Raw genomic sequence first — 21,438 nt, 5'->3', positions numbered from 1 at the left:
GGAGGCTCTTCTTCGCTACTGAGTTCCGGGTCCTGCTGGTCTTGGACCCGGCACGTGACAGCAACAAGTCAGTCGTCAAAAAGGTCAAGATTTTCCGTATCGTCGTCGAAGAAGCGGCGAGCCAGGGCGCGAGAAATGGGCCGTTGCTCAGCGTCGGCGGCCTCGTCGAGCTTTTCCACCAGGTCCCGGGCGGCGGGAATCGAGCGTTCCATCCGCCGCAGGAGATAGGGCAGCACCTCGTTGGGCGGCCGGATGTTGCGCTCGCGGAAGAACTTCCGCAGCACACCTTCCAGCACCTCGTCATCGGGGGCCTCGATCAGGGCCACGGGAAGGGCGTTCAGGCGGGAGCGCAGATCCGGCAGGCGCGCGGTCCAGGCGGCGGGCGGGGTCTGGGCGGTGACCAGCAGGCCGCCGCCCTCGCGCCCGGCCATGTTGATCAGGTGGAACAGCGCCTCATCATCGAAGCCCTGGTCGACGTCCTCGACCAGCACGGGACGGCCGTGGGCCTGGTCAAGCTCCGGCGCTTGGGCGTGCAGGAGAATGGCGTTGGCGGAGGCGGCCCAATCCTGCGCCAGGTGGCTCTTGCCGCAGCCCTTGGGGCCGACCAGGGCCAGGCAGCCGCCGTGCCATGCGGGCCAGGCGTCCAGAGCGGCGACGGCTTGGGCGTTGGAGGGGCCGACCACGAAATCCTGGCGGGCATGGGACGCGGGCCGGTTGAGGTCCAGCCTCAGTTGACGCGACATGACAAAAATCCGGCGGCGCTGCTCACGGGCGCGGTTTACCAAGCCAGGCGTTCAGGGTCGACGGCGGCGGGGCGCTCAGCCTGGGGATGAGCGGCGTCCAGCTGTTGAGAAGGCGCTCAGTCCTGGCCGGTCGGCCTCAGGTCCCGGGCCGACATCAGGGTCCAGCCTTCGGGGCGCAGCAGTTCGATGGGCGAATAGCGGACCTTGTAGTCCATCTTCTCCGACCCCCGGACCCAATAGCCCAGATAGACGTAGGGCATGCCGGTCAGGTTGGCCTGGACCAGATGATCCAGGATGATGAAGGAGCCCAGGCTGCGTCGGGCGGCGGTGGGGTCATAGAAGCTGTAGACGAGCGACAGGCCGTCACCCATCAGGTCCACGAGGGCGCAGGCCACAAGGTCGCCGGGCCCGCCGTCGGTGGATTTCGTCCGGTACTCGATGATGTGGGTGCGGACCGCGGTGTCCTCGACCATGGCCACATAGTCGGGCCAGGCCATCTCGGCCATGCCGCCGTCGGCGTGCCGGGTCAGCAGATAGCGCCGCAGGAGCTCGAACTGCTCCATGGTCGCTTCGGCCTCGACCAGATGGCGTTCCAGGTCGGTGTTGCGGGCCAGCACCTTCCGCTCGGAGCGGGAGAACACATAGTCGCCGGCCGGGATCCGGGCGGAGACGCAGGCGGCGCAGGCTTCGCAGGCCGGGCGGTAGGCGATGTTCTGTGAGCGGCGGAATCCCACCAGCGTCAGGCTGTCATTGACCGTCGCGCCATCCGACAGCGGCAGATGGGCGAACACCTTCCGCTCAAAGCGATCCGGCAGGTAGGGGCACGGCGAGGGCGCGGTCAGGAAGAACCTGAGTTGTCGCGTCGGAAAATGCTGCGTCACGGAATTGCGATCGCCTTTAAAGCCCTGCGCCTGAAAGGGATTAGGGCGCATGCGGGGCGACGACGCAAGTGCGCGCAACGGTGAATGGGCGCTCTGCGGGGCGGCAAATCGCCTCCAAGCCTATCGATCACGTCGAATTGCTTGCTTGAGCCGACCTGCAAGGCGGCCGGATTCAGAACTCGTGGTTCGGCGGCAGCACCGGCGCTTCGCGCAGCAGCACGATGGCGATGCGGCGGTTGCCGGGCAGGGTGGGATCATCTGGATAGAGCGGCTCCGAATTCGCCTTGCCGGACACCTGGTAGACCCGGTCGGGCGCGACGCCCGCCGCCTGCAGGACCTTGCGGGAATTGTCCGCCCGGGCCGACGACATGGACCAGTCGCCGTCCGCCTGGGCGCCGTTGAGGTTGGCCGAGGTATGGCCGGACACGGTGATCCGATTGGGCAGCTGGTTGATGATCTTGGCCACCGCGCGCAGCAGCACCTTGGCCCGGTCATTGGGTTGCACGGCGCCTTGGTTGAACAGGGCGCGACCTTCCTGGTCGACCAGCTGGATGCGCAGGCCTTCCGGGGTCTGGTCAACGATGATGTTCTTCGACAGCTCCGCCAGCTCCGGCATGTCCTGCAGCGCCTGGCGCAGGGACTGGGCGGCGGAGGCGAAGGCGGCGTCCTCGCGCTTTTCCATGGCTTCGCGCATGGACTGGTCCGACGGCTCGGCGTCGGTGGCGGACTTGGCGGCGTCCTTCGAGCGGCCGTCGTCGGGGTTCCGGGATTCGGGGGCCAGTTCCTGGATCACCGAGGCCGAGCCGGCATGGGCCGCGCCGTCCTCGCCCAGCGCCGTGCCGCCCAGAATGCCGCCAGAGCCGGACGTGGTTTCAGACACGCTGGCCGGGGCGAAATAGTTGGCGATCCCCTGCTTCTGTTCGGGACTGGAGGTGGACAGCAGCCACAGGAGGAGGAAGAAGGCCATCATCGCGGTCACGAAGTCCGCATAGGCCACCTTCCACGCCCCGCCGTGGTGCCCGTGGCCCGAGACTTTCTTGACCTTTTTGATCAGAACGGGCGCTTCGCCGACCGCCATGACTCACCCCAGAACCCCAGATTGGCGCCAAGGTGGGCGTCGGTCGTTAAGATGCGGTTTAGCTTATGGAGCAGGGCATGAAGGTCGCTTTCATCGGTCTGGGCGTGATGGGGTTTCCCATGGCCGGGCACCTGGCCCGCGCCGGCCACGAGGTGGCGGTCTTCAACCGCAGTCCTGAAAAGGCCGCCCGCTGGGTCGAGACTCACAAGGGTCGCGCGGCCGCCACCGTGGCCGAGGTCGCCGCCGGAGCAGAGTTCGTCTTCCTGTGCGTCGGCAATGACGACGATGTCCGCGGCGTCGTGGCGCAGGCCCTGCCGGCGATAGCTGAGGGCGGCGTCATCGTCGACCACACCACCACCTCGGCCAAGGTCGCCCGCGAGATGGCTCAGGCCGCCCGCGCTGTGGGCCGGGCATTCGTCGACGCGCCGGTGTCCGGCGGCCAGGCCGGGGCCGAGAACGGCCAGTTGACGGTGATGTGCGGCGGCGACCGGGCGGCCTATGACCGGGCCGAGCCGGTGATCATGGCCTTCGCCAAGGCCGTGCGCTGGATGGGGGAGGCCGGGTCCGGCCAGCTCACCAAGATGGTCAACCAGATCTGCATCGCCGGCCTGGTTCAGGGCCTGGCCGAGGGCATGCACTTCGCCAAGCGCGCCGGTCTGGATACGACGGAGGTGTTTGAAGCGATCTCCAAGGGCGCGGCCCAGTCCTGGCAGATGGACAATCGCTGGAAGACCATGGCCGAGGGCAAGTTCGACTTCGGCTTCGCGGTCGACTGGATGCGCAAGGACCTGGGTCTGGTGCTGGACGAGGCCCAGGCCAATGGGGCGCAGCTGGACGTGACCGCCATCATCGACGCCTTCTACGGCGATGTGCAGCAACTGGGCGGCCGCCGCTGGGACACCTCCAGCCTGGTCACCCGGCTCGAGCCGCCGGAGCCTAAGGCATGAGGTTCAGCCTGGAGACGGAGCGGCTGCGGTTGCGGGAGCTGGAGGTCGGGCGGGACGAGGCCTTTGTGCTCAAGCTGCTGAACGAGGACGGCTTCCTGCGCAACATCGGCGACCGCGGCGTGCGCGATCTCGACGGGGCGGCCCGTTACATTCTCGAGGGGCCGGGGTCGAGCTACGCCCAGAACGGCTTTGGCCTGTGGGCGGTGGAGGACAAGGCGACGGGCGAGCCTGTCGGCCTGAGCGGCCTGATCCGGCGCGATGTGCTGGAGCATGTGGACATCGGCTACGCCTTCCTGGAGTCCGTCGCGGGCCGTGGCTATGCGACGGAGGCGGGCGCCGCCGTCATGGCCTATGGGCGTGAGGTGGTGGGCCTGACCACCATCGTGGCGATCACCACGCCGGACAATGACGCCTCGGGGCGGGTGCTGGAAAAGCTCGGCCTGAAATTCTCCGGCATGATCCAGCTGCCCACTCACGACACCGAGAGCCGCTACTACGTCAGCGGCTGATCCAGCCGGACGCCTCGCCCCCGGCAAGTTCGACCTTCGTGGTCTGCTTGTCCATCACGCAGACATAGCGGTAGCTGGGGCCGCCCTTGGCCGACCCGGTCAGGATCGCGACGCCGTAGCTCTCGCTGCCGATGTCGGAAATCGCCACCGTCCAGCGCTTAAGCCCGGTCTCGGCGATCGCGGCCTTGCGGCATTTGTCGCCGACAGTCTTCTGAAACTCGAGCCAGGCGTCGGGCGAACTGGCCGAAGCGCCGCCCGCGGTGAGCGCGGCCAGGGTGACACCGAGCAACGCGGCGCGAAGTGATTGCATGATGATTTCCTCCCAGGCGCATTGAACGCGCAGTCGAGCCCTAATCAAGGGCGCGGAGCCTCGGGAGCACCTGAGTTTCGAGCAGCGGCGCAAGCGGGACTGGCGGCCGGGTTGCGAGGTCTAACCAGAGTGTCTCAGCGATCTCGGCCTGGGCTTGGGGGCGGCCAGAAATGGTGACGCTGAACACGTGGGAGCGGACGGTGGCGCCCGGCTCGTTGGCCGCCGGGGCTTCGAAGCGTCCGAAAGCCTGAAGCGTCTCGATCCGCACGGAGAGCTCTTCGCCCAACTCGCGCGCCAGGGCGTCGGCGTCGGCCTCGCCAGGCTCCGGCTTGCCGCCCGGGAGCATGAATATCCTGGAGCCAGTCTTGCGCACGGTCAGCAGCCGGCCCTCCGAATCGCGGATCAGGCCGGCGACGACGGTGATGACGCGTTCCCTCAAGCGCCCAGCAGGCGCGCGGCCACCGGCGCGAAATAGGTGATGATCCCAGCGGCGCCCGCCCGCTTGAAGGCCCCCAGGCTCTCCAGAATGGCGCGCTCCTCGTCCAGCCAGCCATTGCCGGTGGCGGCTTTGATCATCGCGTACTCGCCGGAAACCTGGAAGGCGAAGGTCGGCACGCGGAAGGTCTCGGCCACACGCTGGACGATATCCAGATAGGGCATGCCCGGCTTGACCATGACCATGTCGGCGCCCTCGGCGATGTCGAGGGCGACCTCGCGCAGGGCTTCTTCGGTGTTGGCGTGGTCCATCTGGTAGGTCTTCTTGTCGCCCGGATTGCCGACCGAACCCGTGCCCAGCTTGCCGGAGCCGATGGCCTCCCGGTACGGGCCGTAGAAGGCCGAGGCGTACTTGGCGGCGTAGGACATGATCATGACGTCCTGGTGGCCCGCGCCTTCCAGCGCCTGGCGCAGGACCCCGACGCGGCCGTCCATCATGTCGGAGGGCGCCAGGATGTCGGCGCCGGCCTCGGCCTGGATCAGGCCCTGGGCGACCAGCTTCTCGATGGTGGCGTCATTGAGGATGCGGCCATTCTCGATCACGCCGTCATGGCCGTGGTCGGTGAAGGGATCCAGGGCCACGTCGCACATGATCCCGACCTCAGGCGCCGCGTCCTTCATGGCCTTGACCGCGCGGATGATCACGCCGTTCGGATCGAGCGCCAGGCTGCCCGTCGCGTCCTTCCGGGCGCCGTCGATGTGCGGGAAGATGGCGATGGCCGGAATGCCCAGCTTGCGCGCCTCGACCGCGGCCTCAGCGGCCTTCTTGACCGACAGGCGCGACACGCCCGGCATGGAGGACACCGGGATCTCGCCTTCGCCCTCGTGCACCACCATCGACCAGATCAGGTCGGACGGGGTCAGCACCGTCTCGCGCACCAGGCGGCGAACCCAGTCGGCCTGCCGCAGGCGGCGCAGGCGCAGGGCGGGATAGGCGGCGAGGGGGGCGGGGGACATGAGGGCGCTCCGAAATCAGCTGGTCGGGCTCTCGCCGATCCCCCGCTCTGACGCAAGCCTGATGAAGCCGATGGCCGGCGCCGCGATCAGCCACAGGCCCGTCAGGATCGACAGGATCACGCCCAGCACGATCAGGCCGACAATTCGGCCATCGAGGCTCATCTGCGAGACATCGATGCTCAGGCTGTGCTGCTCCCAACCGTTCATCCGTGTGTAGGCGATCAGCTCCGACAGGCCGCTGACCAGGGCGGTGAGGAAGGCGACGCCCGCCGCCAGGGTCAGGGCGAAGGCGACCCAGAAGATTCGGATCTGGTAGTCGTGATGGCTGCGAATCCGCGCCGGAGCCTCGTCGCGCTGCACATACGCGATGATCACCGCGATCAGGGCGGGGACCCCTGCGAAGAAGATGGCCGCGAACAGCAGGCCATAGTTGACCAGGGCCAGGTTGCGGGCGGTCTCGCCCTGGCGCGCGCGCCCTGCGTCTTCCAGCATTGAACCCACTGACCCTCCGTCACCTCGTTGACAGGTTGCGCCAGCGGAGCCAGTTGCTCAACCCAACGAAATCGAGGGTGTCATGGACTTCAACCTGACAGAGGATCAGCGGGCCATCGAGGAGGCGGCGCGCAGCTTCGCCGCCGAGGAGCTAGCGCCCCATTCCGCCCGCTGGGACGAGGAAAAGCACTTCCCGGTCGACGTGTTGCGCAAGGCCGCCGGGCTGGGGTTCGCCGGCCTCTATGTGCGCGAGGATGTCGGCGGCTCGGCCCTGGGCCGTCTGGACGCCTCCATCGTGTTCGAGCAGCTGAGCTATGGCGATGTGGCGTCGGCCGCCTTCATCTCGATCCACAACATGGTCTCGTGGATGATTGACCGGTTCGCCTCGGACGACCTGCGTCACCGCTACCTGCCGCGACTGACCAGCATGGAGCTGATCGCCAGCTACTGCCTGACCGAGCCTGGCTCCGGCTCGGATGCGGCGGCGATGAAGACCGTCGCGGTGATGGACGGCGACGACTATGTGCTGACCGGCTCCAAGGCCTTCATCTCAGGCGCGGGCGTCTCGGACGTCTACCTGATCATGGCCCGCACCGGCGGGCCTGGGGCCAAGGGCGTCTCGGCCTTCGTGGTGGAGCGCGACTGGCCGGGAGTCTCCTTCGGGGCCAATGAGCGCAAGATGGGCTGGAACGCCCAGCCCACGGCCCAGGTGAACCTGGACAGTGTGCGCGTGCCGGCCGCCAACCGCCTGGGCGGGGAGGGCGAGGGCTTCCGCTTCGCCATGGCCGGTCTGGACGGCGGTCGGATCAACATCGCCTCCTGCTCCCTGGGCGGCGCCCAGCTCGCCCTCGACACCGCCCGAGCCTACCTGCTGGAACGTCAGCAGTTCGGGCAGCGCCTGGCCGACTTCCAGGCCCTGCAATTCCGTCTGGCCGACATGGCGACCGACCTCGACGCCGCGCGCCTGATGGTGCGCCGGGCCGCCGACGCGCTCGACAAGAAGGACCCCAACGCCACGCGCTATTGCGCCATGGCCAAGCGCTACGCCACGGACGCGGGGTTCGAGGTCGCCAACCAGGCCCTGCAGCTGCACGGCGGCTACGGCTATCTGCGCGACTATCCGCTGGAGCGGATCGTTCGCGACCTGCGCGTCCACCAGATCCTGGAGGGCACCAACGAAATCATGCGGGTGATCATAGCCCGGGAGATGCTGCGCCAATGACTGACGACGTCCTGATCCGCACCGAAGGCAAGGTCGGCCGTATCACCCTGAACCGGCCCCAGGCCCTGCACGCCCTGAACACCGGCATGTGCCGGGCGATGACCGAGGCGCTGCTGGGCTGGAAAGACGATCCGGCTGTGGAGCTGGTGCTGTTGGACCATTCCGGCGAGCGCGGCTTCTGCGCCGGCGGCGACATCCGCATGCTGGCCGACAGCGGGGCGGGCGATGGCCGCGAGGCCTGCGAGTTCTTCTTCATCGAGTACCGCCTGAACCACCTGCTGTTCGAGTATCCGAAGCCGGTCGTGACCATCATGGACGGCGTCACCATGGGCGGCGGCGTCGGCCTGGCGGCCCCGTCGCGCTATCGCGTGGCGACGGAGCGGACCACCTACGCCATGCCGGAAACCGGCATCGGCCTGTTCCCGGATGTCGGCGGCGGCTGGTTCCTGTCGCGCATGCCTGGCCATATCGGCCTGTGGCTGGCTTTGACGGGCGCGCGGGTGAAGGCCGCCGACTGCGAGCTGATCGGCATGGCCACTGACTTCATCGAGAGCAGCCGCATCGCTGACTTCAAGGCCGCCCTGATCGCCGATCCGGCCGCGGTCGAGACCCTGCTGACGCAGTTCGAAGGTGACGCCGGCCGTCCGCCCCTGGCCCAGCACCAGGACGAGATCGACCGGCTATTTGGCGGCGAGAGCGTCGAGGCGATTCTGTCTGCTCTACAGGCGGCCGACACCGACTGGGCGCGCGACCAGCTGAAAGTCATGGCCACCAAGTCGCCCCAGACCCTGAAGGTCGCCTATCGACAGCTGAAACTGGGCACCGAGGCCAAGACCTTCGCCGACAACATGGTCATGGAGTACCGGATCGGTGCGCGGGTGGTGCGCAAGCACGATTTCATCGAAGGCGTCCGCGCGGTGATTGTCGACAAGGACAATGCGCCCAAGTGGAGCCCGGCCACGGTTTCGGGCGTCTCGGAGGCCCTGTTGGACGAGATCTTCGCGCCCCTACCTTCCGCTCAGGAATGGTCGCCCTTAACTGGAGTGTAATGGGACTTGGGCCGCCGGCAGGTGGTATCCAGGCCAAATTCCTGTGGGAGGACCTGATGAAACGCACTCTGATGCTGGCCGCGGTCGCGGCCTTCGCCCTGGGCTCGGCAAGCGCTGCAGCCGCAAAGCCCTCCGCCGCCATCATGGCCGCCGTGGCCGACAAGGGCCGTCCCACCGAGGACACCGGCCGCGACGCTGACCGCAAGCCGGCCGAGATGCTGGAGTTCGCCGGTGTGAAGCCCGGCCAGACCGTGGCCGACTTCCTGCCGGGCGGCGGCTATTTCACCCGCATCTTCTCCAAGGCCGTGGGTCCCAAGGGCGCGGTCTATGCGGTGATCTCCGAGGCCCAGGCCGCCAACAAGGATAAGCCGCCGGCCGTCGCGGCCCTGGCCGCCGACGCCAATTACGGAAACATCAAGGTCGTCGCCGCCAACTTCCAGACCCTGGCCCTGCCAACGCCGGCGGACGTGATCTGGACCTCGCAGAACTATCATGACCTGCACCTGTCCCGGCTGAGCCTGGACGTGGCTGCGGTGAACAAGGCGGTGTTCAACGCCCTGAAGCCGGGCGGCTACTACATCGTGCTCGACCACGCCGCCCCGGCCGGCACACCCATCGACTCGGTCAACACCGCGCACCGGATCGATCCGGCCATCGTGAAGTCGGAGCTGGAGGCCGCGGGCTTCAAGCTGGTCGGCGAGAGCAAGGTCCTGCGCAATCCGAAGGACGACTACACCAAGAACGTGTTCGACCCGGCCGTCCGTGGGCACACCGACCAGTTCATCTACAAGTTCCAGAAACCCAAGAGCTAGGGACCAGAGCCTCATGACCCGCATCGCCTTCATCGGCCTTGGCAACATGGGCGGCGGCATGGCCGCCAATCAGGCCAAGGCGGGTCACGAGGTCTCCGCCTTCGACCTGTCCGCCGCCGCGCTGCAGCGTGCGGTGGCGGCGGGGTGCACGGCCGCCGCAACTGCCGGCGAGGCGGTAGAGGGCGCAGATGTCGTCATCACCATGCTGCCGGCCGGCGCCCATGTCCGCGCCGTCTATGCGAATGACGTCCTGCCGCGGGCCAAGGCCGGCGCGCTCTTGATCGACTGCTCGACCATCGACGTGGAAAGCGCCCGCGCCGTGGCGGCCCAGGCGGTGGCGGCGGGCTTCCGCTTCGCCGACGCGCCGGTGTCCGGCGGGGCGGCCGGCGCCGAGGCCGGGACCCTGGCCTTCATGGTCGGGTGCGTCGAGGCGGACTTCGCCGACATCGAGCCCGTGCTTGAGCCCATGGCCCGCGCTGTCATCCGGGCCGGGGACCACGGGGCGGGGCAGGCGGCCAAGATCTGCAACAATATGGTGCTCGGCGTCTCGATGATCGCCGTCTCCGAGGCCTTCGCCCTGGCCGAAAAGCTGGGCCTGGCGCCGGACAAGTTCTTCGAGATCGCGTCCAAGTCCTCCGGCCAATGCTGGTCGCTCACCAGCTACTCGCCCTGGCCGGGCCTGGTGGAGACCGCGCCGTCCAATCGCGACTACGAGGGCGGATTCGCCACCACCATGATGCTGAAGGACCTCAAGCTGGCCCAGGACGCCGCCGCCAAGGCCGGCGCCTCTACGCCCATGGGCGCCCAGGCCGAGGCGCTCTATGCGCTGTTCGACCGTCTCGGGGCTGGTGGAAAGGACTTTTCCGCGATCCTTCAACTGCTTAGGGGTGAAGCGCCCTAAGAATGACTCGCAAGTCAATTTTCTTGACCGCGATCAAGCCGGCGCGACCTCTGGGCTTGTAGACAAGGCCGAGACTGGGTGCGAAAAGCCCAGCACAACAAGGGGACCGGCCGTGGCGCGAGATCGTCGAACGCGCGACCGGTATTCAAGTCGTATGAATTACCAGGACGCCTTCCGCACCGCCCTCGACCGTGTTCGTCAGGAGGGCCGCTACCGGGTCTTTGCAGACCTCAAGCGACATCGGGGGGAGTTCCCCAGGGCGACCTGGACCCAGGCCGACGGCAGCCAGTCTGACGTCATTGTCTGGTGCTCGAACGACTATCTCGGCCAGGGCCAGAACCCCGTCGTGCTGGACGCCATGCACCAGGCGATCGAGGAGGCCGGCGCCGGCTCCGGCGGCACCCGCAACATCTCCGGCACCACGCACTATCACGTGGAGCTTGAGGCCGAGCTCGCCGACCTGCACGGCAAGGAAGCGGCCCTGCTGTTCACCTCGGGCTACGTGTCGAACGAGGCGTCCCTGTCGACCCTCTACAAGATCCTGCCCGGGCTGATCATTTTTTCCGACGCCCTGAACCACAACTCGATGATCAGCGGCATTCGCGCGGGTCGTGGTCCGCGTCACGTCTATCGCCACAATGATCTGGCCCATCTCGAAGAACTGCTGGCCGCCGCCGATCCGGCCGCGCCGAAGCTGATCGCCTTCGAGAGCGTCTATTCGATGGACGGCGACATCGCCGACATCGCCGGCACCATCGCCCTGGCCAAGAAGTACAACGCCCTGACCTATATCGATGAGGTCCACGCGGTTGGCATGTACGGCCCGCGTGGCGCTGGCGTCGCCGAGCGTGACGGGGTGATGGCCGAGATCGACATCATCGAAGGCACGCTGGGCAAGGCGTTCGGCGTCATGGGCGGCTACATCGCCGCCGACGCGGTGATCGTTGATGCGATCCGCTCCTACGCCGACGGCTTCATCTTCACGACCTCGCTCCCGCCGGCCCTGGCCGCGGGCGCGGTGGCTTCGATCCGCTACCTGAAGGACCACAACGAGGTCCGTGAGGCCCATCAGGAACGCGCCGCCACCCTGAAGGCGCTGATGCGCAAGGCCGGCCTGCCGGTGATGCCCTCGGTCAGCCACATTGTGCCGGTCGAGGTGGGCGACCCCGTCCACTGCAAGCTGATCTCGGATATCCTGCTCAGCGACTACGGGATCTACGTCCAGCCGATCAACTATCCGACCGTGCCGCGCGGCACCGAGCGTCTGCGGTTCACGCCGTCGCCGGCCCACACCGACGAGATGATGGGCGACCTGGTCAAGGCGCTTGAGAACCTCTGGACCCGCTGCAACATCAAGCGCGTCGGCGGCGTCGCCGCCTGACCGCATTGCCTGACGGGCGGACTGGGCGCATAAGTCAGTCCAGACGCCCAGGAGACGCCCGGCTTCAGCCAAACCTATCTATCGCGCTTATTTGCGACGCCTGACCCCCAGGCCCAGCCCGATCTGACGGGCGAAATCGGAGCGCCGCGCCGCATAGGCCGGCGCCACCATCGGATAGTCGGGCGGCAGGCCCCACCGACGCCGATACTCGTCAGGGCTCATGTCGTAGCGCGAGCGCAGATAGCGCTTCAGCATTTTCAGCTTCTTCCCGTCCTCCAGGCAGACGATGAAGTCGTGCTGGATGGACTTGCTGATCGGCACGGCCGGTTTGGGCCGCTCGTCGGCGGTCGCTGGCGCATCCGTGAGACTTTTCAGGGCGCCGTGAACGGTGCGCAGAAGATCAGGCACCGCCTCCGGGGGCAGGGAATTGCGTCCCACATAGGCTGCGACAATTTCGACGCCCAGCCGAAGCAGATCCTGCTCCGAAGTCATGACTGCTTCGGCTTCATTCACCATAAGACGCCCCTGTTTTCACAACCAAAGGCCGGCGTGGATCGCCGCGGTTCCGCTCGCGCCCCTCCGGTTCGAGCAGAACGTTTCCACGTCCGAACCGGTTCCGAAGTTTGTTCCACGCGCCGATGGCGCTAAAGAGCGCCCGCAAAGGGCTCATCCCCGAATCCCGAAAGGCCCCCCATGACCGTCCACGCCGCCAACTCCGTCGACGCCTTCTTCACCAGCCCGGTCGGTGAAAGCGATCCGCAGATCGCGAAGATCCTGGGTGGGGAGCTGCGCCGCCAGCAGGACCAGATCGAACTGATCGCCTCCGAGAACATCGTCTCCAAGGCGGTGCTGGAGACGCAAGGCTCGGTCCTGACCAACAAGTACGCCGAGGGCTATCCGGGCAAGCGCTACTACGGCGGTTGCGAGGTCGTGGACGAGGCCGAGCTGCTGGCCATCGAACGCGCCAAGGCCCTGTTCGGCTGCGAGTTCGCCAACGTCCAGCCGCACTCCGGCAGCCAAGCGAACCAGGCGGTGTTCATGGTCACCATGAAGCCGGGCGACACCTTCATGGGGATGAACCTGGACCACGGCGGTCACCTGACCCACGGCAAGAGCGTCAACCAGTCCGGCAAATGGTTCTCGCCCGTGGCCTATGGCGTGCGCGCCCAGGACCACCTGATCGACTACGACGAGGCCTATGAGGTCGCCAAGGCCAACAATCCGAAGGTGATCATCGCCGGCGGGTCGGCCTATTCGCGCCACATCGACTTCAAGAAGTTCCGCGAGATCGCTGATGAAGTTGGCGCGATCCTGATGTGCGACGTGGCCCACTATGCCGGCCTGATCGTGGCGGGCGAGTATCCCAACCCGTTCCCGCACGCCCACATCGTCACCACCACCACCCACAAGACCCTGCGTGGTCCGCGTGGCGGCATGATCCTGACCAACGACAAGAAGCTGGCCAAGAAGATCGATTCCGCGGTGTTCCCCGGCCTGCAGGGCGGCCCACTGATGCACGTGATCGCGGCCAAGGCGGTCGCCTTCGGCGAGGCCCTGCGTCCGGAGTTCAAGGCCTACGCCAAGCAGGTGGTCGAGAACGCCCGGGCCCTGGCCGACAGCCTGCAGAGCGTCGGCTTCAAGATCGTCTCGAACGGCACTGACAGCCACCTGATGCTGGTGGACCTGACGCCCAAGGGCGTGTCTGGCGCCGACGCCGAGATCTCCCTGGAGCGCGCCGGCATCACCACCAACAAGAACTCGATCCCTGGCGACCCGCTGCCGGCCATGCAGACCTCGGGCCTGCGCGTCGGCACGCCGGCGGCCACCACCCGCGGCTTCGGGACCGAAGAGTTCCGCCAGGTCGGCAAGTGGATCGGCGAGGTGCTGGATGGCGTCGCCACCGGCGGCGACAACTCCGCCGTCGAAGCCAAGGTCCGCGCGGAAGTGGTGGCGCTGACCAAGCGCTTCCCCATCTACGCCTAAGCCCGCAAACTAGGGTTCAGGCCGGCCGGGAGGGGCCACATCATGCGCTGCCCGTTCTGCGGCCACGCCGAAAGCCAGGTGAAGGACTCGCGTCCGTCGGAAGACGGCGCCGCGATCCGCCGCCGCCGCCTCTGCCCGGAGTGCGGCGGCCGCTTCACCACCTTTGAGCGCGTTCAGCTGCGCGAGCTGACCATCCTGAAGCGGTCCGGACGGCGTACGCCCTTCGACCGGGACAAGCTGGCGCGCTCCATCGCCATCGCCATCCGCAAGCGCCCCATCGAGCCCGAGCGGGTGGAGCGGATGATCTCGTCCATCGTCCGCCAGCTGGAAAGCGTCGGCGAGACCGAGCTGCCGTCCTCGGCGGTCGGTGAGATGGTGATGAAGCAGCTCAAGGCCCTCGATGACGTGGCCTATGTTCGCTACGCCTCGGTCTATCGCGACTTCCGGGAGGCCGGCGAGTTCGCCACCTTCCTGGGCGAAGAGGGGCTGGGCGAGGAAGGCCTGAGCGAAGGCGGCGAGGATGAGCGCTAGCTTCGTCACCCTGAAGCTGGCCACCACGCTGGACGGACGCATCGCCACGGCGAGTGGGGAAAGCCGCTGGATCACCGGTCCAGAGGCGCGCCAGGCCGTGCATCGGTTGCGCGCCGAACATAACGCGGTGCTGGTGGGCGTCGAGACGGCGCTGGCCGATGATCCGGAACTGACGGTGCGGCTGGACGGATATGACGGGGCTCAGCCTGCGCGCGTCGTGCTGGACAGCCACCAACGCTTGCCTGTGACCGCCAAGCTTGCGCGCACGGCCGGGGACATTGCGACCTATGTCGTCTGCGGCTCGCCCCCCCGCGCCGACTTGCTGGATCTAGGGGTCCGCGTATTGCAGGCGGCGGACCAGGGGCGTCCGTCGCCTCGTGCGGCCCTGGAAGCCCTGGCGGGCGTGGGTCTGAACCGCGTCTTCATTGAAGGCGGCGGCCAGGTCGCGGCGAGCTTTCTGCAAGCCGGGCTGGTCGATGCGGTGGAATGGTTCCGCGCGTCGATGGTCATCGGCGCCGAGGGGCGGCCGGGGATCGGCGACCTGGCCCTGTCCGCGCTTTCCGATGCGCCCCGCCTGAAACGGGTTGACGTCCGCGAGGTCGGCTCCGACCTGTGGGAACGTTACGAGAGGATCTGAATGTTCACCGGCATTGTCACCGATGTGGGCCGCGTCCGCGCCGTCCGCGACACCAACCGCGACCGCAGGTTTGAGATCGAGACCAAATTCGATCTCTCCACCGTCGATATCGGCGCCTCCATCTCTCACGCCGGCTGCTGCCTGACCGTGGTGGAGAAGGGGGAGGGGTGGTTCGCCGTCGAGGTCTCCGGCGAGACCCTGGGCCTGACCACCCTGTCTGACTGGACGGAAGGCCGGCCGGTCAATCTGGAACGCGCCGCCAAGGTGGGCGACGAACTGGGCGGTCACATCGTCTCCGGCCACGTGGACGGCGTCGGTGAGGTGCTGTCCATCGAGAGCGAGGGCGGCTCGCACCGGGTTCGCGTCCGCGTTCCCCGCCCGCTGCATCGCTTTATCGCGCCCAAGGGCTCGATCACGGTAGAGGGCGTGTCCCTGACCGTGAACGAGGTCGAGGACGACGTCTTCGGCGTCAATCTGATCCCCCACACCTGGGAGGTGACGACGCTCGGGACGCTGAAGCCCGGCGCGCGGGTCAATCTGGAGATCGACATGCTGGCGCGGTATCTCGCCCGCTGGCGCGAAACGGCCTAAAGGGTCCGCTCGAACAGGAACCTTATGATGCAAGACGACAAGATCCGCATCCTCGTGGTCGAGGCGCGCTTCTATTCCGACCTGGCCGACGAGCTGTTGAAGGCCGCCACCGACGTCATCACCGCCCATGGCGCGACCTATGACGTGGTCAGCGTCCCGGGCGCGCTGGAGATCCCCGGCGCCATCGCCATGGCTGACGAGGCCGGCAATGGCCCGGCCGGCGTCGCCTATGACGGCTATGTGGCCCTGGGCACGGTGATCCGTGGCGAGACCTATCACTTCGAGATCGTCTCGAATGAGAGCGCCCGCGGCCTGATGGACCTGGCGGTGAGCAAGCGCCTGTGCGTCGGCAACGGCATCCTGACCGTCGAGGACGAGGATCAGGCCTGGGCCCGTGCGCGGGCCAGCCAGGGCGACAAGGGGGGCGGCGCGGCGCGTGCGGCCCTTGAAATGATCGCGCTGAAGCGCCAGTTCGCCGGTCAGGGTCGATGAGCGGCCGTCCGAAACAGGCCCGCTCCGTCGCCCGGCTGGCCGCGGTCCAGGCCCTGTACCAGATGGAAGTCTCCGGGGTCGGCGTCGAGGCGGTGATCCGGGAGTTCTCCGAGCACCGCTTTGATCGCGGGCTCGAGGGCGAGGAGAGCGCACCGCTCGCCGCCGCTGACGAGGCCTTCTTCGCCGACCTGGTGCGCGGCGTCGTGTCCACCCAGCGAGAAATCGACTCCGCCATCGTCAAGCGCCTGGCCACCGGTTGGCGGCTGGAGCGGCTGGACTCCACCGTCCGCGCCATCCTGCGGGCGGGCGCCTTCGAACTGGCCCGCCGCGACGACGTGCCGGTCGAGGTGGTGATCGACGAGTATGTGGAACTGGCCAAGTCCTTCTTCGAAGGGCCTGAGCCCGGCTTCGTGAACGGCGCCCTGGACGGCGTCGCCCAGGATGTCCGGAGCTGAGTCCCCGCCGGATGAGTTCGGGCAGATCGCCCGGCTCTTCCGCCCCCTGACCCGCGGCGCGCCCGAGGCCCTGGACCTGCTGGACGACGCCGCAGTCATCCCGTCACGGCCGGGCTTCGACCTCGTGGTCACCAAGGACGCCCTGGTGGCGGGCGTCCACTTCCAGCCTGGCGAGCCGCCTGGCCGCACCGCCCAGCGGCTGCTGCGCGCCAATCTCTCGGACCTCGCGGCCAAGGGCGCCGAGCCTTACGGCTATTTCCTGATGACCGCCTGGCCAGCCGATTTCGGCTGGGCGCAGCGCGAAGCCTTCGCCGAGGGGCTGCGGGCCGATGGCGAGGCCTTCAACCTCTGTCTGTTGGGCGGCGACACCGTTTCAATCAAAGGACCGCTGACCCTCTCCATGACCCTGCTGGGCTGGACGCCGTCCGGGGCGATGGTCCGGCGGGCCGGCGCGCAGGTGGGGGACCTGGTCATGGTCAGCGGCGCGATCGGCGACGGCTGGCTCGACTGGGGCGTCGCCGCCGGTCAATTGGACCGGCGCTGGCTGGGCGCCGATCACCGCCTGCCGAACCCGCGGCTGGACCTGCGCGAGCCTTTGCGCCGCCTGGCGACCAGCGCCGCAGACGTCTCAGACGGACTGATCGCCGACGCGGGCCATATCGCCCGCGCCAGCAAGGTCGGCCTGCGCCTGGACCTGGACCGCATGCCGATCTCGGACGCCGCCGCCGCCTGGCTCGCCACCCAGGCCGATCCCGCCGGCGCGCGACTCAGGCTGGCGACCGGGGGCGACGACTATGAGCTTGTCCTGACCGCGCCGCCTGCCGCCGCCCAGGCGCTGGGCCTGCCCGTGATCGGCGAGGTCGTGGCCGGGGAGGGCGTCGAGGTCCGCTTCGCCGGAGCCCGGCTCGACCCTGGCCCAGGGGGCTGGCGGCACGCGTGAGCGCGCGGACTCCCCGGAGCGGGTGTTGCAGCGACCAGGGCTTAACGAAACGCTCACCACGATCCTGGAGGCTACGAATCAAAGCCTCTCTGGATCGGAACCATGTCGGACGAAAATCTGCTCGAAATGATCTCGTTCCTCGTGAACGGCCAGGCCTTCTGCCTGGATGTTTCGGTGATCCGCGAGATCCGCGGCTGGACCCCGGCGACGCCTTTGCCGATGTCGCCGCCGGAAGTGCGCGGGGTGATCAACCTGCGCGGCGTCATCATGCCGGTCGTCGACCTGAAAGCCCGGCTGGACCAGGGCCTGACTGAGCCCTCCAGCCGCCACGTCATCATCGTCATGCAGTTGGGGGACCGTCAGGCCGGCCTGCTGGTCGAGGCGGTGCAGGAGACGTTCAAGATCTCGCGTTCGGAACTCCAGGCGCCGCCGTCGCTGAGCGATCCGGCGGTGATCGGCCTGGTCAGCTCGATCCTGTCCCTGGGCGGCCGTCTGGTGAGCGTGGTCGACCCTTACGCCCTTTTGCCGGACGCCGCCCTGGCGGTCGCGGCGGCCTAGGCCCTTGGAACGCCGTCTTCTGCTCGCCGGCGGCCTGGCGCTGGGCCTGTCGGCTCTGGCCCCGGCCAGCGCGATCGCCGCCGAGGGCGGTGAGAAGGACAAGGCGCCTCAGGACTTCGTCGAGCTGCTGCCGGTCGGCCTGCCGGTCGTCGTCAATGGGCGGCTGGTGAACTACGTGTTCCTGACCATTCGAATCCGGCTCAATCCCAAGGCCGATGTGATGAAGCTGCGGACCAAGGAGCCGTTCTTCCGTGACGCCCTGGTCAAGCTTGGGCATCGGACGCCATTCACCAATCCCACCAACTACACCACCCTGGATCTGCCGCGCCTGCAGCAGGCTTTCGCCCGTGAAGCGGCCCTGGTGGCGGGGGCCGGCGCGGTCCGCGCCATCGAGATCGTCAGTGAGACGCCGCAAAAACGGTACGGACTGCCCAAGCCCGGGGCATCGTCGGCCAAGGCGATCCAACCCTGATCGGGTAAGGCCCGCCTTTGGCGCGAGAACTGTTGCTTCCGCGCATCGGTTTTGGCACGCTCGCCAGTCTTAAATAAGGGACGCGCCAAATTGCGTCCCGCTTAGGGGAAACAAACAGGGGCAGGGAACATACGGCCGCAGTGCGTCTTAGCTGCGACCCTCCTCGCCCTCCGCGCAATCGCAAAGGGGCGCTTAAATCATGAGTCTTTCGCTTACGCTGGTGATCGTCGCCGGTGCGCTAGCGGTTCTGTATGGGATCGCCCAGACAGCATCGTTGATGCGTGCGTCCGCCGGCAACGCTCGAATGCAGGAAATCGCCGCCGCCATCCAGGAAGGCGCGCAGGCCTATCTTCAGAAGCAATACACCGCCATCGGCATCGTCGGCGCGGTCATCCTGGTCGCCGTGTTCATGCTGATTGGTCAGCTGGCGGCGGTCGGCTTCGCCATCGGCGCGGTGCTCTCGGGCCTGGCCGGCTTCGCGGGGATGCTGATCTCCGTGCGCGCCAATGTCCGTACCGCCCAGGCGGCCTCTGAAGGCCTGGCCAAGGGCCTGTCCCTCGCGTTCCGTTCGGGCGCCATCACCGGGATGCTGGTCGCCGGCTTCGCCCTGCTGGGCGTCGCGGGCTACTACTACATCCTGACCGATGTTATGGGCCTGGAGCGCACCAGCCGTGAAGTGGTCGACGCGCTCGTCTGCCTCGGCTTCGGCGCCTCGCTGATCTCCATCTTCGCCCGCCTCGGCGGCGGCATCTTCACCAAGGGCGCCGACGTCGGCGGTGACATGGTGGGCAAGGTCGAAGCCGGCATCCCCGAGGATGACCCGCGCAACGCCGCCACCATCGCCGACAACGTGGGCGACAACGTCGGCGACTGCGCCGGCATGGCCGCCGACCTGTTCGAGACCTATGCGGTGACCACGGTCGCCACCATGGTCCTGGCCGCGATCTTCTTCCGCGAATCCGAAGCGGTGGCGAGCATGATGCTGCTGCCGCTGGCGATCTGCGGCGTCTGCATCGTGACCTCCATCGTCGGCACCTTCTTCGTCCGCCTGGGCAAGTCCAACAACATCATGGGCGCGCTCTACCAGGGCCTGATCGTCACGGGCGTCCTGTCCGTCGGCGCCATCTGGTACGTGGTCAACAACCTGATCCCCACCGCCGTCACTGTCGGTGAGCGGACCTACGACGCCCAAAGCCTGTTCTATTGCGGGCTCGCCGGCCTCGTGGTCACCGCCCTGATCGTGGTCATCACCGAGTACTACACCGGCACGGGCTTCCGCCCGGTGAAGTCGGTGGCCAAGGCCTCGGTCTCCGGTCACGGCACCAACGTGATCCAGGGCCTGGCCATGTCGCTGGAATCCACCGCGGCTCCGGCCTTGGTGATCATCGGCGGCATCATCGTGACCTACGGCCTCGCCGGCCTGTTCGGCATCGCCATCGCCACGACCGCCATGCTGTCGCTGGCCGGCTTCATCGTCGCCCTCGACGCCTTCGGCCCTGTCACCGACAACGCCGGCGGCATCGCTGAAATGGCCGGTCTGCCGCCGGAAGTCCGGGTGTCCACCGACGCCCTCGACGCCGTGGGCAACACCACCAAGGCCGTGACCAAGGGCTACGCCATCGGTTCGGCCGGCCTGGGCGCCCTGGTGCTCTTCGCCGCCTACACCGAAGACCTGAAGTTCTTCTCGGCCAACGCCGAGCCGGGCTCGTTCTTCTACGGTATGGGCTCGGTCGCCTTCGACCTGTCCAACCCCTACGTGGTGGTCGGCCTGTTGTTCGGTGGCCTGCTGCCCTTCCTGTTCGGCGGCATGTCCATGACCGCCGTGGGCCGCGCGGCTGAGGCCGTCGTCGCCGAGGTGCGTCGCCAGTTCAAGGAAAACCCCGGCATCATGACCGGGGAGGTGAAGCCGGAATACGGCCGCGCCGTCGGCATCCTGACCAGCGCCGCCATCCGCGAGATGATCGTCCCCAGCCTGCTGCCGGTCGCCTCGCCCGTGGTCCTGTTCTTCGTGATCAAGGCCATCGCCGGCAAGGTTGACGCCTTCGCTTCCCTCGGCGCCATGCTGATGGGCGTGATCGTCACCGGCCTGTTCGTCGCCATCTCGATGACCTCGGGCGGCGGCGCGTGGGACAACGCCAAGAAGCTGATCGAGGAAGGTCATCACGGCGGCAAGGGCTCTGAAGCCCACAAGGCCGCCGTCACCGGCGACACCGTCGGCGACCCCTACAAGGACACGGCCGGCCCGGCTGTGAACCCGATGATCAAGATCACCAATATCGTGGCTCTGCTGCTGCTGGCGATCCTGGCCCATGGCGTGGTCGGCTAAGCCGAACACCCCGGTCTGAAACGGAAAACGCCCCGGAGCCTGGCTCCGGGGCGTTCTTCTTTGACGGTGTCTCTTTTGTTGGTGTCGCTGGCCGGGCTTAGCGGCGGTCGCCAGGACGCGAACCGGGCACGCCCTCATCCGAGTTCGGCAGCATGCCGCCGCGGCCGACCGAGCCGATCAGCTGTTCGATGATGGTCAGCTCGCGGCCCCGGGTGGGCGTCTCACGGCCGTTGAAGGCGATGACCTTGCCGTCCTTCAGGCTCAGCTGGTCGACGCTGACCACCTGTTCGCTGTCCTTGTCGAACTTGATGGCGGTGACGTCGCGGCGCGTGGTCACCGGCTTGCGGAAGGCCACCGTCTCCTTCACCTGGTCGATGTAGAACCAGACGTTGGGGTCGAAGGTGGAGGTCGCCGAGGGCGAGCCCAGGCGGCCGCGGACGCTGGACTTGCTGTCCTCGCCCACCTTCACGTCCTTGGGATTGGCCTCGATGGCCTGGAAGCCCGAATAGGTGGTGATGGGCGTGCATGCGGCCGTCGCCAGCAGGCTGACGGAGAGGGCGGCGAAGGCGGCGCGTCGAAGCATGTCTGACCCGTTCAATTTCCCAGGGCTTTGACCTATCGCTCGCAGCCCCTTACTGCAATGCCGCCCTTAAGCCCGGCAGAGGGCGAAATCGAG

The 21,438-nt window shown here is 67.5% G+C and carries 26 protein-coding genes; 17 read left to right on the top strand and 9 right to left on the bottom strand.

The features are described 5' to 3' along the window. Positions 1–68: 68 nt before the first annotated feature. The 3 genes from ACFQ27_RS02280 to ACFQ27_RS02270 all read right to left on the bottom strand — a co-directional run bounded on the left by ACFQ27_RS02280 (position 69) and on the right by ACFQ27_RS02270 (position 2,702). The gene (locus tag ACFQ27_RS02280; protein WP_377352249.1) at positions 69–743 is read right to left on the bottom strand and encodes a chromosomal replication initiator DnaA; all 675 of its coding nucleotides are present in this window, start codon (positions 741–743) and stop codon (positions 69–71) included. 116 nt (positions 744–859) lie between these two features. Beyond that, complete coding sequence (locus ACFQ27_RS02275; RefSeq protein WP_374347696.1) at positions 860–1,624, bottom strand: arginyltransferase; 765 nt, start codon at positions 1,622–1,624, stop codon at positions 860–862. 172 nt (positions 1,625–1,796) lie between these two features. Continuing rightward, on the bottom strand, positions 1,797–2,702 hold the full coding sequence (locus tag ACFQ27_RS02270; RefSeq protein WP_374347698.1) for a flagellar motor protein MotB: 906 nt from the start codon (positions 2,700–2,702) through the stop codon (positions 1,797–1,799). 77 nt (positions 2,703–2,779) lie between these two features. Here ACFQ27_RS02270 and ACFQ27_RS02265 point away from each other — a divergent pair, with 77 nt between their 5' ends. Then, positions 2,780–3,649, top strand: coding sequence for an NAD(P)-dependent oxidoreductase (locus ACFQ27_RS02265; RefSeq protein WP_374347700.1), 870 nt, complete (start codon positions 2,780–2,782; stop codon positions 3,647–3,649). After that, positions 3,646–4,158, top strand: coding sequence for a GNAT family N-acetyltransferase (locus ACFQ27_RS02260; RefSeq protein ID WP_374347702.1), 513 nt, complete (start codon positions 3,646–3,648; stop codon positions 4,156–4,158). Before ACFQ27_RS02265 ends, ACFQ27_RS02260 begins: the two co-directional genes overlap by 4 nt. On the opposite strand, the gene ACFQ27_RS02255 is transcribed toward ACFQ27_RS02260, so the two are convergent. The 4 genes from ACFQ27_RS02255 to ACFQ27_RS02240 are packed head-to-tail and all read right to left on the bottom strand — an operon-like array spanning position 4,148 to position 6,412. Beyond that, positions 4,148–4,468, bottom strand: coding sequence for a hypothetical protein (locus ACFQ27_RS02255; protein ID WP_374347704.1), 321 nt, complete (start codon positions 4,466–4,468; stop codon positions 4,148–4,150). The two genes, ACFQ27_RS02260 and ACFQ27_RS02255, sit on opposite strands and share 11 nt — an antisense overlap. Positions 4,469–4,508: 40 nt before the next feature. After that, positions 4,509–4,907: an NUDIX hydrolase gene (locus ACFQ27_RS02250; RefSeq protein WP_374347706.1), complete on the bottom strand. Its 399-nt coding sequence runs from the start codon at positions 4,905–4,907 to the stop codon at positions 4,509–4,511. After that, the gene (gene hemB / locus ACFQ27_RS02245; RefSeq protein ID WP_377352246.1) at positions 4,904–5,920 is read right to left on the bottom strand and encodes a porphobilinogen synthase; all 1,017 of its coding nucleotides are present in this window, start codon (positions 5,918–5,920) and stop codon (positions 4,904–4,906) included. Before hemB ends, ACFQ27_RS02250 begins: the two co-directional genes overlap by 4 nt. A gap of 15 nt (positions 5,921–5,935) precedes the next feature. Then, positions 5,936–6,412 carry a hypothetical protein gene (locus ACFQ27_RS02240; protein WP_374347710.1) on the bottom strand — a complete coding sequence of 159 codons (477 nt, stop codon included), beginning with the start codon at positions 6,410–6,412 and terminating at the stop codon, positions 5,936–5,938. Between the two features lie 82 nt (positions 6,413–6,494). On the opposite strand from ACFQ27_RS02240, the gene ACFQ27_RS02235 reads away from it, so the two are divergent. From ACFQ27_RS02235 to hemA, 5 genes are all read left to right on the top strand, one after another. After that, positions 6,495–7,634 carry an isobutyryl-CoA dehydrogenase gene (locus ACFQ27_RS02235; RefSeq protein WP_377352245.1) on the top strand — a complete coding sequence of 380 codons (1,140 nt, stop codon included), beginning with the start codon at positions 6,495–6,497 and terminating at the stop codon, positions 7,632–7,634. Then, entirely contained in the window at positions 7,631–8,683 is a 1,053-nt protein-coding gene (locus tag ACFQ27_RS02230; protein ID WP_377352243.1) for an enoyl-CoA hydratase/isomerase family protein, read from the top strand. The genes ACFQ27_RS02235 and ACFQ27_RS02230 overlap by 4 nt, the downstream gene beginning before the upstream one ends. A 56-nt stretch (positions 8,684–8,739) precedes the next feature. Further along, entirely contained in the window at positions 8,740–9,495 is a 756-nt protein-coding gene (locus tag ACFQ27_RS02225; protein ID WP_377352242.1) for a class I SAM-dependent methyltransferase, read from the top strand. A 13-nt stretch (positions 9,496–9,508) separates the two neighbouring features. Beyond that, positions 9,509–10,396, top strand: a complete 888-nt coding sequence (mmsB, locus tag ACFQ27_RS02220; protein ID WP_377352240.1) for a 3-hydroxyisobutyrate dehydrogenase — start codon at positions 9,509–9,511, stop codon at positions 10,394–10,396. A 154-nt stretch (positions 10,397–10,550) separates the two neighbouring features. After that, positions 10,551–11,777, top strand: a complete 1,227-nt coding sequence (gene hemA, locus ACFQ27_RS02215; RefSeq protein WP_377352239.1) for a 5-aminolevulinate synthase — start codon at positions 10,551–10,553, stop codon at positions 11,775–11,777. A gap of 87 nt (positions 11,778–11,864) precedes the next feature. Here hemA and ACFQ27_RS02210 read toward each other — a convergent pair whose 3' ends face one another. Further along, a complete protein-coding gene (locus tag ACFQ27_RS02210; protein ID WP_377352237.1) occupies positions 11,865–12,269 on the bottom strand; it encodes a MucR family transcriptional regulator in 405 nt (134 codons plus the stop codon). 201 nt (positions 12,270–12,470) lie between these two features. On the opposite strand from ACFQ27_RS02210, the gene glyA reads away from it, so the two are divergent. The 10 genes from glyA to ACFQ27_RS02160 all read left to right on the top strand — a co-directional run bounded on the left by glyA (position 12,471) and on the right by ACFQ27_RS02160 (position 20,762). Continuing rightward, positions 12,471–13,760 (top strand): serine hydroxymethyltransferase, encoded by a 1,290-nt coding sequence (gene glyA / locus ACFQ27_RS02205; protein WP_377352235.1) that lies wholly within the window; start codon positions 12,471–12,473, stop codon positions 13,758–13,760. 42 nt (positions 13,761–13,802) lie between these two features. Then, positions 13,803–14,291: a transcriptional regulator NrdR gene (gene nrdR, locus ACFQ27_RS02200; RefSeq protein WP_374347724.1), complete on the top strand. Its 489-nt coding sequence runs from the start codon at positions 13,803–13,805 to the stop codon at positions 14,289–14,291. Then, positions 14,281–14,928 (top strand): RibD family protein, encoded by a 648-nt coding sequence (locus ACFQ27_RS02195; protein ID WP_377352233.1) that lies wholly within the window; start codon positions 14,281–14,283, stop codon positions 14,926–14,928. The genes nrdR and ACFQ27_RS02195 overlap by 11 nt, the downstream gene beginning before the upstream one ends. Further along, positions 14,929–15,519, top strand: a complete 591-nt coding sequence (locus ACFQ27_RS02190; RefSeq protein WP_377352231.1) for a riboflavin synthase — start codon at positions 14,929–14,931, stop codon at positions 15,517–15,519. 27 nt (positions 15,520–15,546) lie between these two features. After that, positions 15,547–16,011 (top strand): 6,7-dimethyl-8-ribityllumazine synthase, encoded by a 465-nt coding sequence (ribH, locus tag ACFQ27_RS02185; protein WP_374347730.1) that lies wholly within the window; start codon positions 15,547–15,549, stop codon positions 16,009–16,011. Further along, complete coding sequence (gene nusB, locus ACFQ27_RS02180) at positions 16,008–16,466, top strand: transcription antitermination factor NusB (RefSeq protein WP_374347732.1); 459 nt, start codon at positions 16,008–16,010, stop codon at positions 16,464–16,466. The genes ribH and nusB overlap by 4 nt, the downstream gene beginning before the upstream one ends. After that, the gene (gene thiL / locus ACFQ27_RS02175) at positions 16,453–17,406 is read left to right on the top strand and encodes a thiamine-phosphate kinase (RefSeq protein WP_377352229.1); all 954 of its coding nucleotides are present in this window, start codon (positions 16,453–16,455) and stop codon (positions 17,404–17,406) included. The genes nusB and thiL overlap by 14 nt, the downstream gene beginning before the upstream one ends. Before the next feature lie 102 nt (positions 17,407–17,508). Then, positions 17,509–17,964, top strand: a complete 456-nt coding sequence (locus ACFQ27_RS02170; RefSeq protein ID WP_374347736.1) for a chemotaxis protein CheW — start codon at positions 17,509–17,511, stop codon at positions 17,962–17,964. Between the two features lie 4 nt (positions 17,965–17,968). Continuing rightward, complete coding sequence (locus tag ACFQ27_RS02165; protein ID WP_374347738.1) at positions 17,969–18,436, top strand: hypothetical protein; 468 nt, start codon at positions 17,969–17,971, stop codon at positions 18,434–18,436. 199 nt (positions 18,437–18,635) lie between these two features. Beyond that, positions 18,636–20,762 carry a sodium-translocating pyrophosphatase gene (locus ACFQ27_RS02160; RefSeq protein WP_377352227.1) on the top strand — a complete coding sequence of 709 codons (2,127 nt, stop codon included), beginning with the start codon at positions 18,636–18,638 and terminating at the stop codon, positions 20,760–20,762. 97 nt (positions 20,763–20,859) lie between these two features. Here the strand turns inward: ACFQ27_RS02160 and ACFQ27_RS02155 are convergent, their stop codons facing one another. Next, positions 20,860–21,345, bottom strand: a complete 486-nt coding sequence (locus tag ACFQ27_RS02155) for an outer membrane protein assembly factor BamE (RefSeq protein ID WP_374346595.1) — start codon at positions 21,343–21,345, stop codon at positions 20,860–20,862. Positions 21,346–21,438 lie beyond the last annotated feature (93 nt).

The organism is Phenylobacterium conjunctum (genome assembly GCF_042679085.1).
Lineage (GTDB): Bacteria > Pseudomonadota > Alphaproteobacteria > Caulobacterales > Caulobacteraceae > Phenylobacterium > Phenylobacterium conjunctum.
The sequence above is the reverse complement of the archived record's forward strand: the minus strand, read 5'-3'. Positions and strand labels throughout refer to the sequence as shown.

What these genes read in the sequence shown, in the direction of transcription:
- ACFQ27_RS02280 (WP_377352249.1), bottom strand. Translation starts at nt 743, where the DNA reads ATGTCGCGTCAACTGAGGCTGGACCTCAACCGGCCCGCGTCCCATGCC.
- ACFQ27_RS02270 (WP_374347698.1), bottom strand. Translation starts at nt 2,702, where the DNA reads ATGGCGGTCGGCGAAGCGCCCGTTCTGATCAAAAAGGTCAAGAAAGTC.
- ACFQ27_RS02265 (WP_374347700.1), top strand. Translation starts at nt 2,780, where the DNA reads ATGAAGGTCGCTTTCATCGGTCTGGGCGTGATGGGGTTTCCCATGGCC.
- ACFQ27_RS02260 (WP_374347702.1), top strand. Translation starts at nt 3,646, where the DNA reads ATGAGGTTCAGCCTGGAGACGGAGCGGCTGCGGTTGCGGGAGCTGGAG.
- ACFQ27_RS02255 (WP_374347704.1), bottom strand. Translation starts at nt 4,468, where the DNA reads ATGCAATCACTTCGCGCCGCGTTGCTCGGTGTCACCCTGGCCGCGCTC.
- hemB (WP_377352246.1), bottom strand. Translation starts at nt 5,920, where the DNA reads ATGTCCCCCGCCCCCCTCGCCGCCTATCCCGCCCTGCGCCTGCGCCGC.
- ACFQ27_RS02240 (WP_374347710.1), bottom strand. Translation starts at nt 6,412, where the DNA reads ATGCTGGAAGACGCAGGGCGCGCGCGCCAGGGCGAGACCGCCCGCAAC.
- ACFQ27_RS02235 (WP_377352245.1), top strand. Translation starts at nt 6,495, where the DNA reads ATGGACTTCAACCTGACAGAGGATCAGCGGGCCATCGAGGAGGCGGCG.
- ACFQ27_RS02230 (WP_377352243.1), top strand. Translation starts at nt 7,631, where the DNA reads ATGACTGACGACGTCCTGATCCGCACCGAAGGCAAGGTCGGCCGTATC.
- ACFQ27_RS02225 (WP_377352242.1), top strand. Translation starts at nt 8,740, where the DNA reads ATGAAACGCACTCTGATGCTGGCCGCGGTCGCGGCCTTCGCCCTGGGC.
- mmsB (WP_377352240.1), top strand. Translation starts at nt 9,509, where the DNA reads ATGACCCGCATCGCCTTCATCGGCCTTGGCAACATGGGCGGCGGCATG.
- hemA (WP_377352239.1), top strand. Translation starts at nt 10,551, where the DNA reads ATGAATTACCAGGACGCCTTCCGCACCGCCCTCGACCGTGTTCGTCAG.
- ACFQ27_RS02210 (WP_377352237.1), bottom strand. Translation starts at nt 12,269, where the DNA reads ATGACTTCGGAGCAGGATCTGCTTCGGCTGGGCGTCGAAATTGTCGCA.
- glyA (WP_377352235.1), top strand. Translation starts at nt 12,471, where the DNA reads ATGACCGTCCACGCCGCCAACTCCGTCGACGCCTTCTTCACCAGCCCG.
- nrdR (WP_374347724.1), top strand. Translation starts at nt 13,803, where the DNA reads ATGCGCTGCCCGTTCTGCGGCCACGCCGAAAGCCAGGTGAAGGACTCG.
- ACFQ27_RS02195 (WP_377352233.1), top strand. Translation starts at nt 14,281, where the DNA reads ATGAGCGCTAGCTTCGTCACCCTGAAGCTGGCCACCACGCTGGACGGA.
- ACFQ27_RS02190 (WP_377352231.1), top strand. Translation starts at nt 14,929, where the DNA reads ATGTTCACCGGCATTGTCACCGATGTGGGCCGCGTCCGCGCCGTCCGC.
- ribH (WP_374347730.1), top strand. Translation starts at nt 15,547, where the DNA reads ATGCAAGACGACAAGATCCGCATCCTCGTGGTCGAGGCGCGCTTCTAT.
- nusB (WP_374347732.1), top strand. Translation starts at nt 16,008, where the DNA reads ATGAGCGGCCGTCCGAAACAGGCCCGCTCCGTCGCCCGGCTGGCCGCG.
- thiL (WP_377352229.1), top strand. Translation starts at nt 16,453, where the DNA reads ATGTCCGGAGCTGAGTCCCCGCCGGATGAGTTCGGGCAGATCGCCCGG.
- ACFQ27_RS02170 (WP_374347736.1), top strand. Translation starts at nt 17,509, where the DNA reads ATGTCGGACGAAAATCTGCTCGAAATGATCTCGTTCCTCGTGAACGGC.
- ACFQ27_RS02160 (WP_377352227.1), top strand. Translation starts at nt 18,636, where the DNA reads ATGAGTCTTTCGCTTACGCTGGTGATCGTCGCCGGTGCGCTAGCGGTT.
- ACFQ27_RS02155 (WP_374346595.1), bottom strand. Translation starts at nt 21,345, where the DNA reads ATGCTTCGACGCGCCGCCTTCGCCGCCCTCTCCGTCAGCCTGCTGGCG.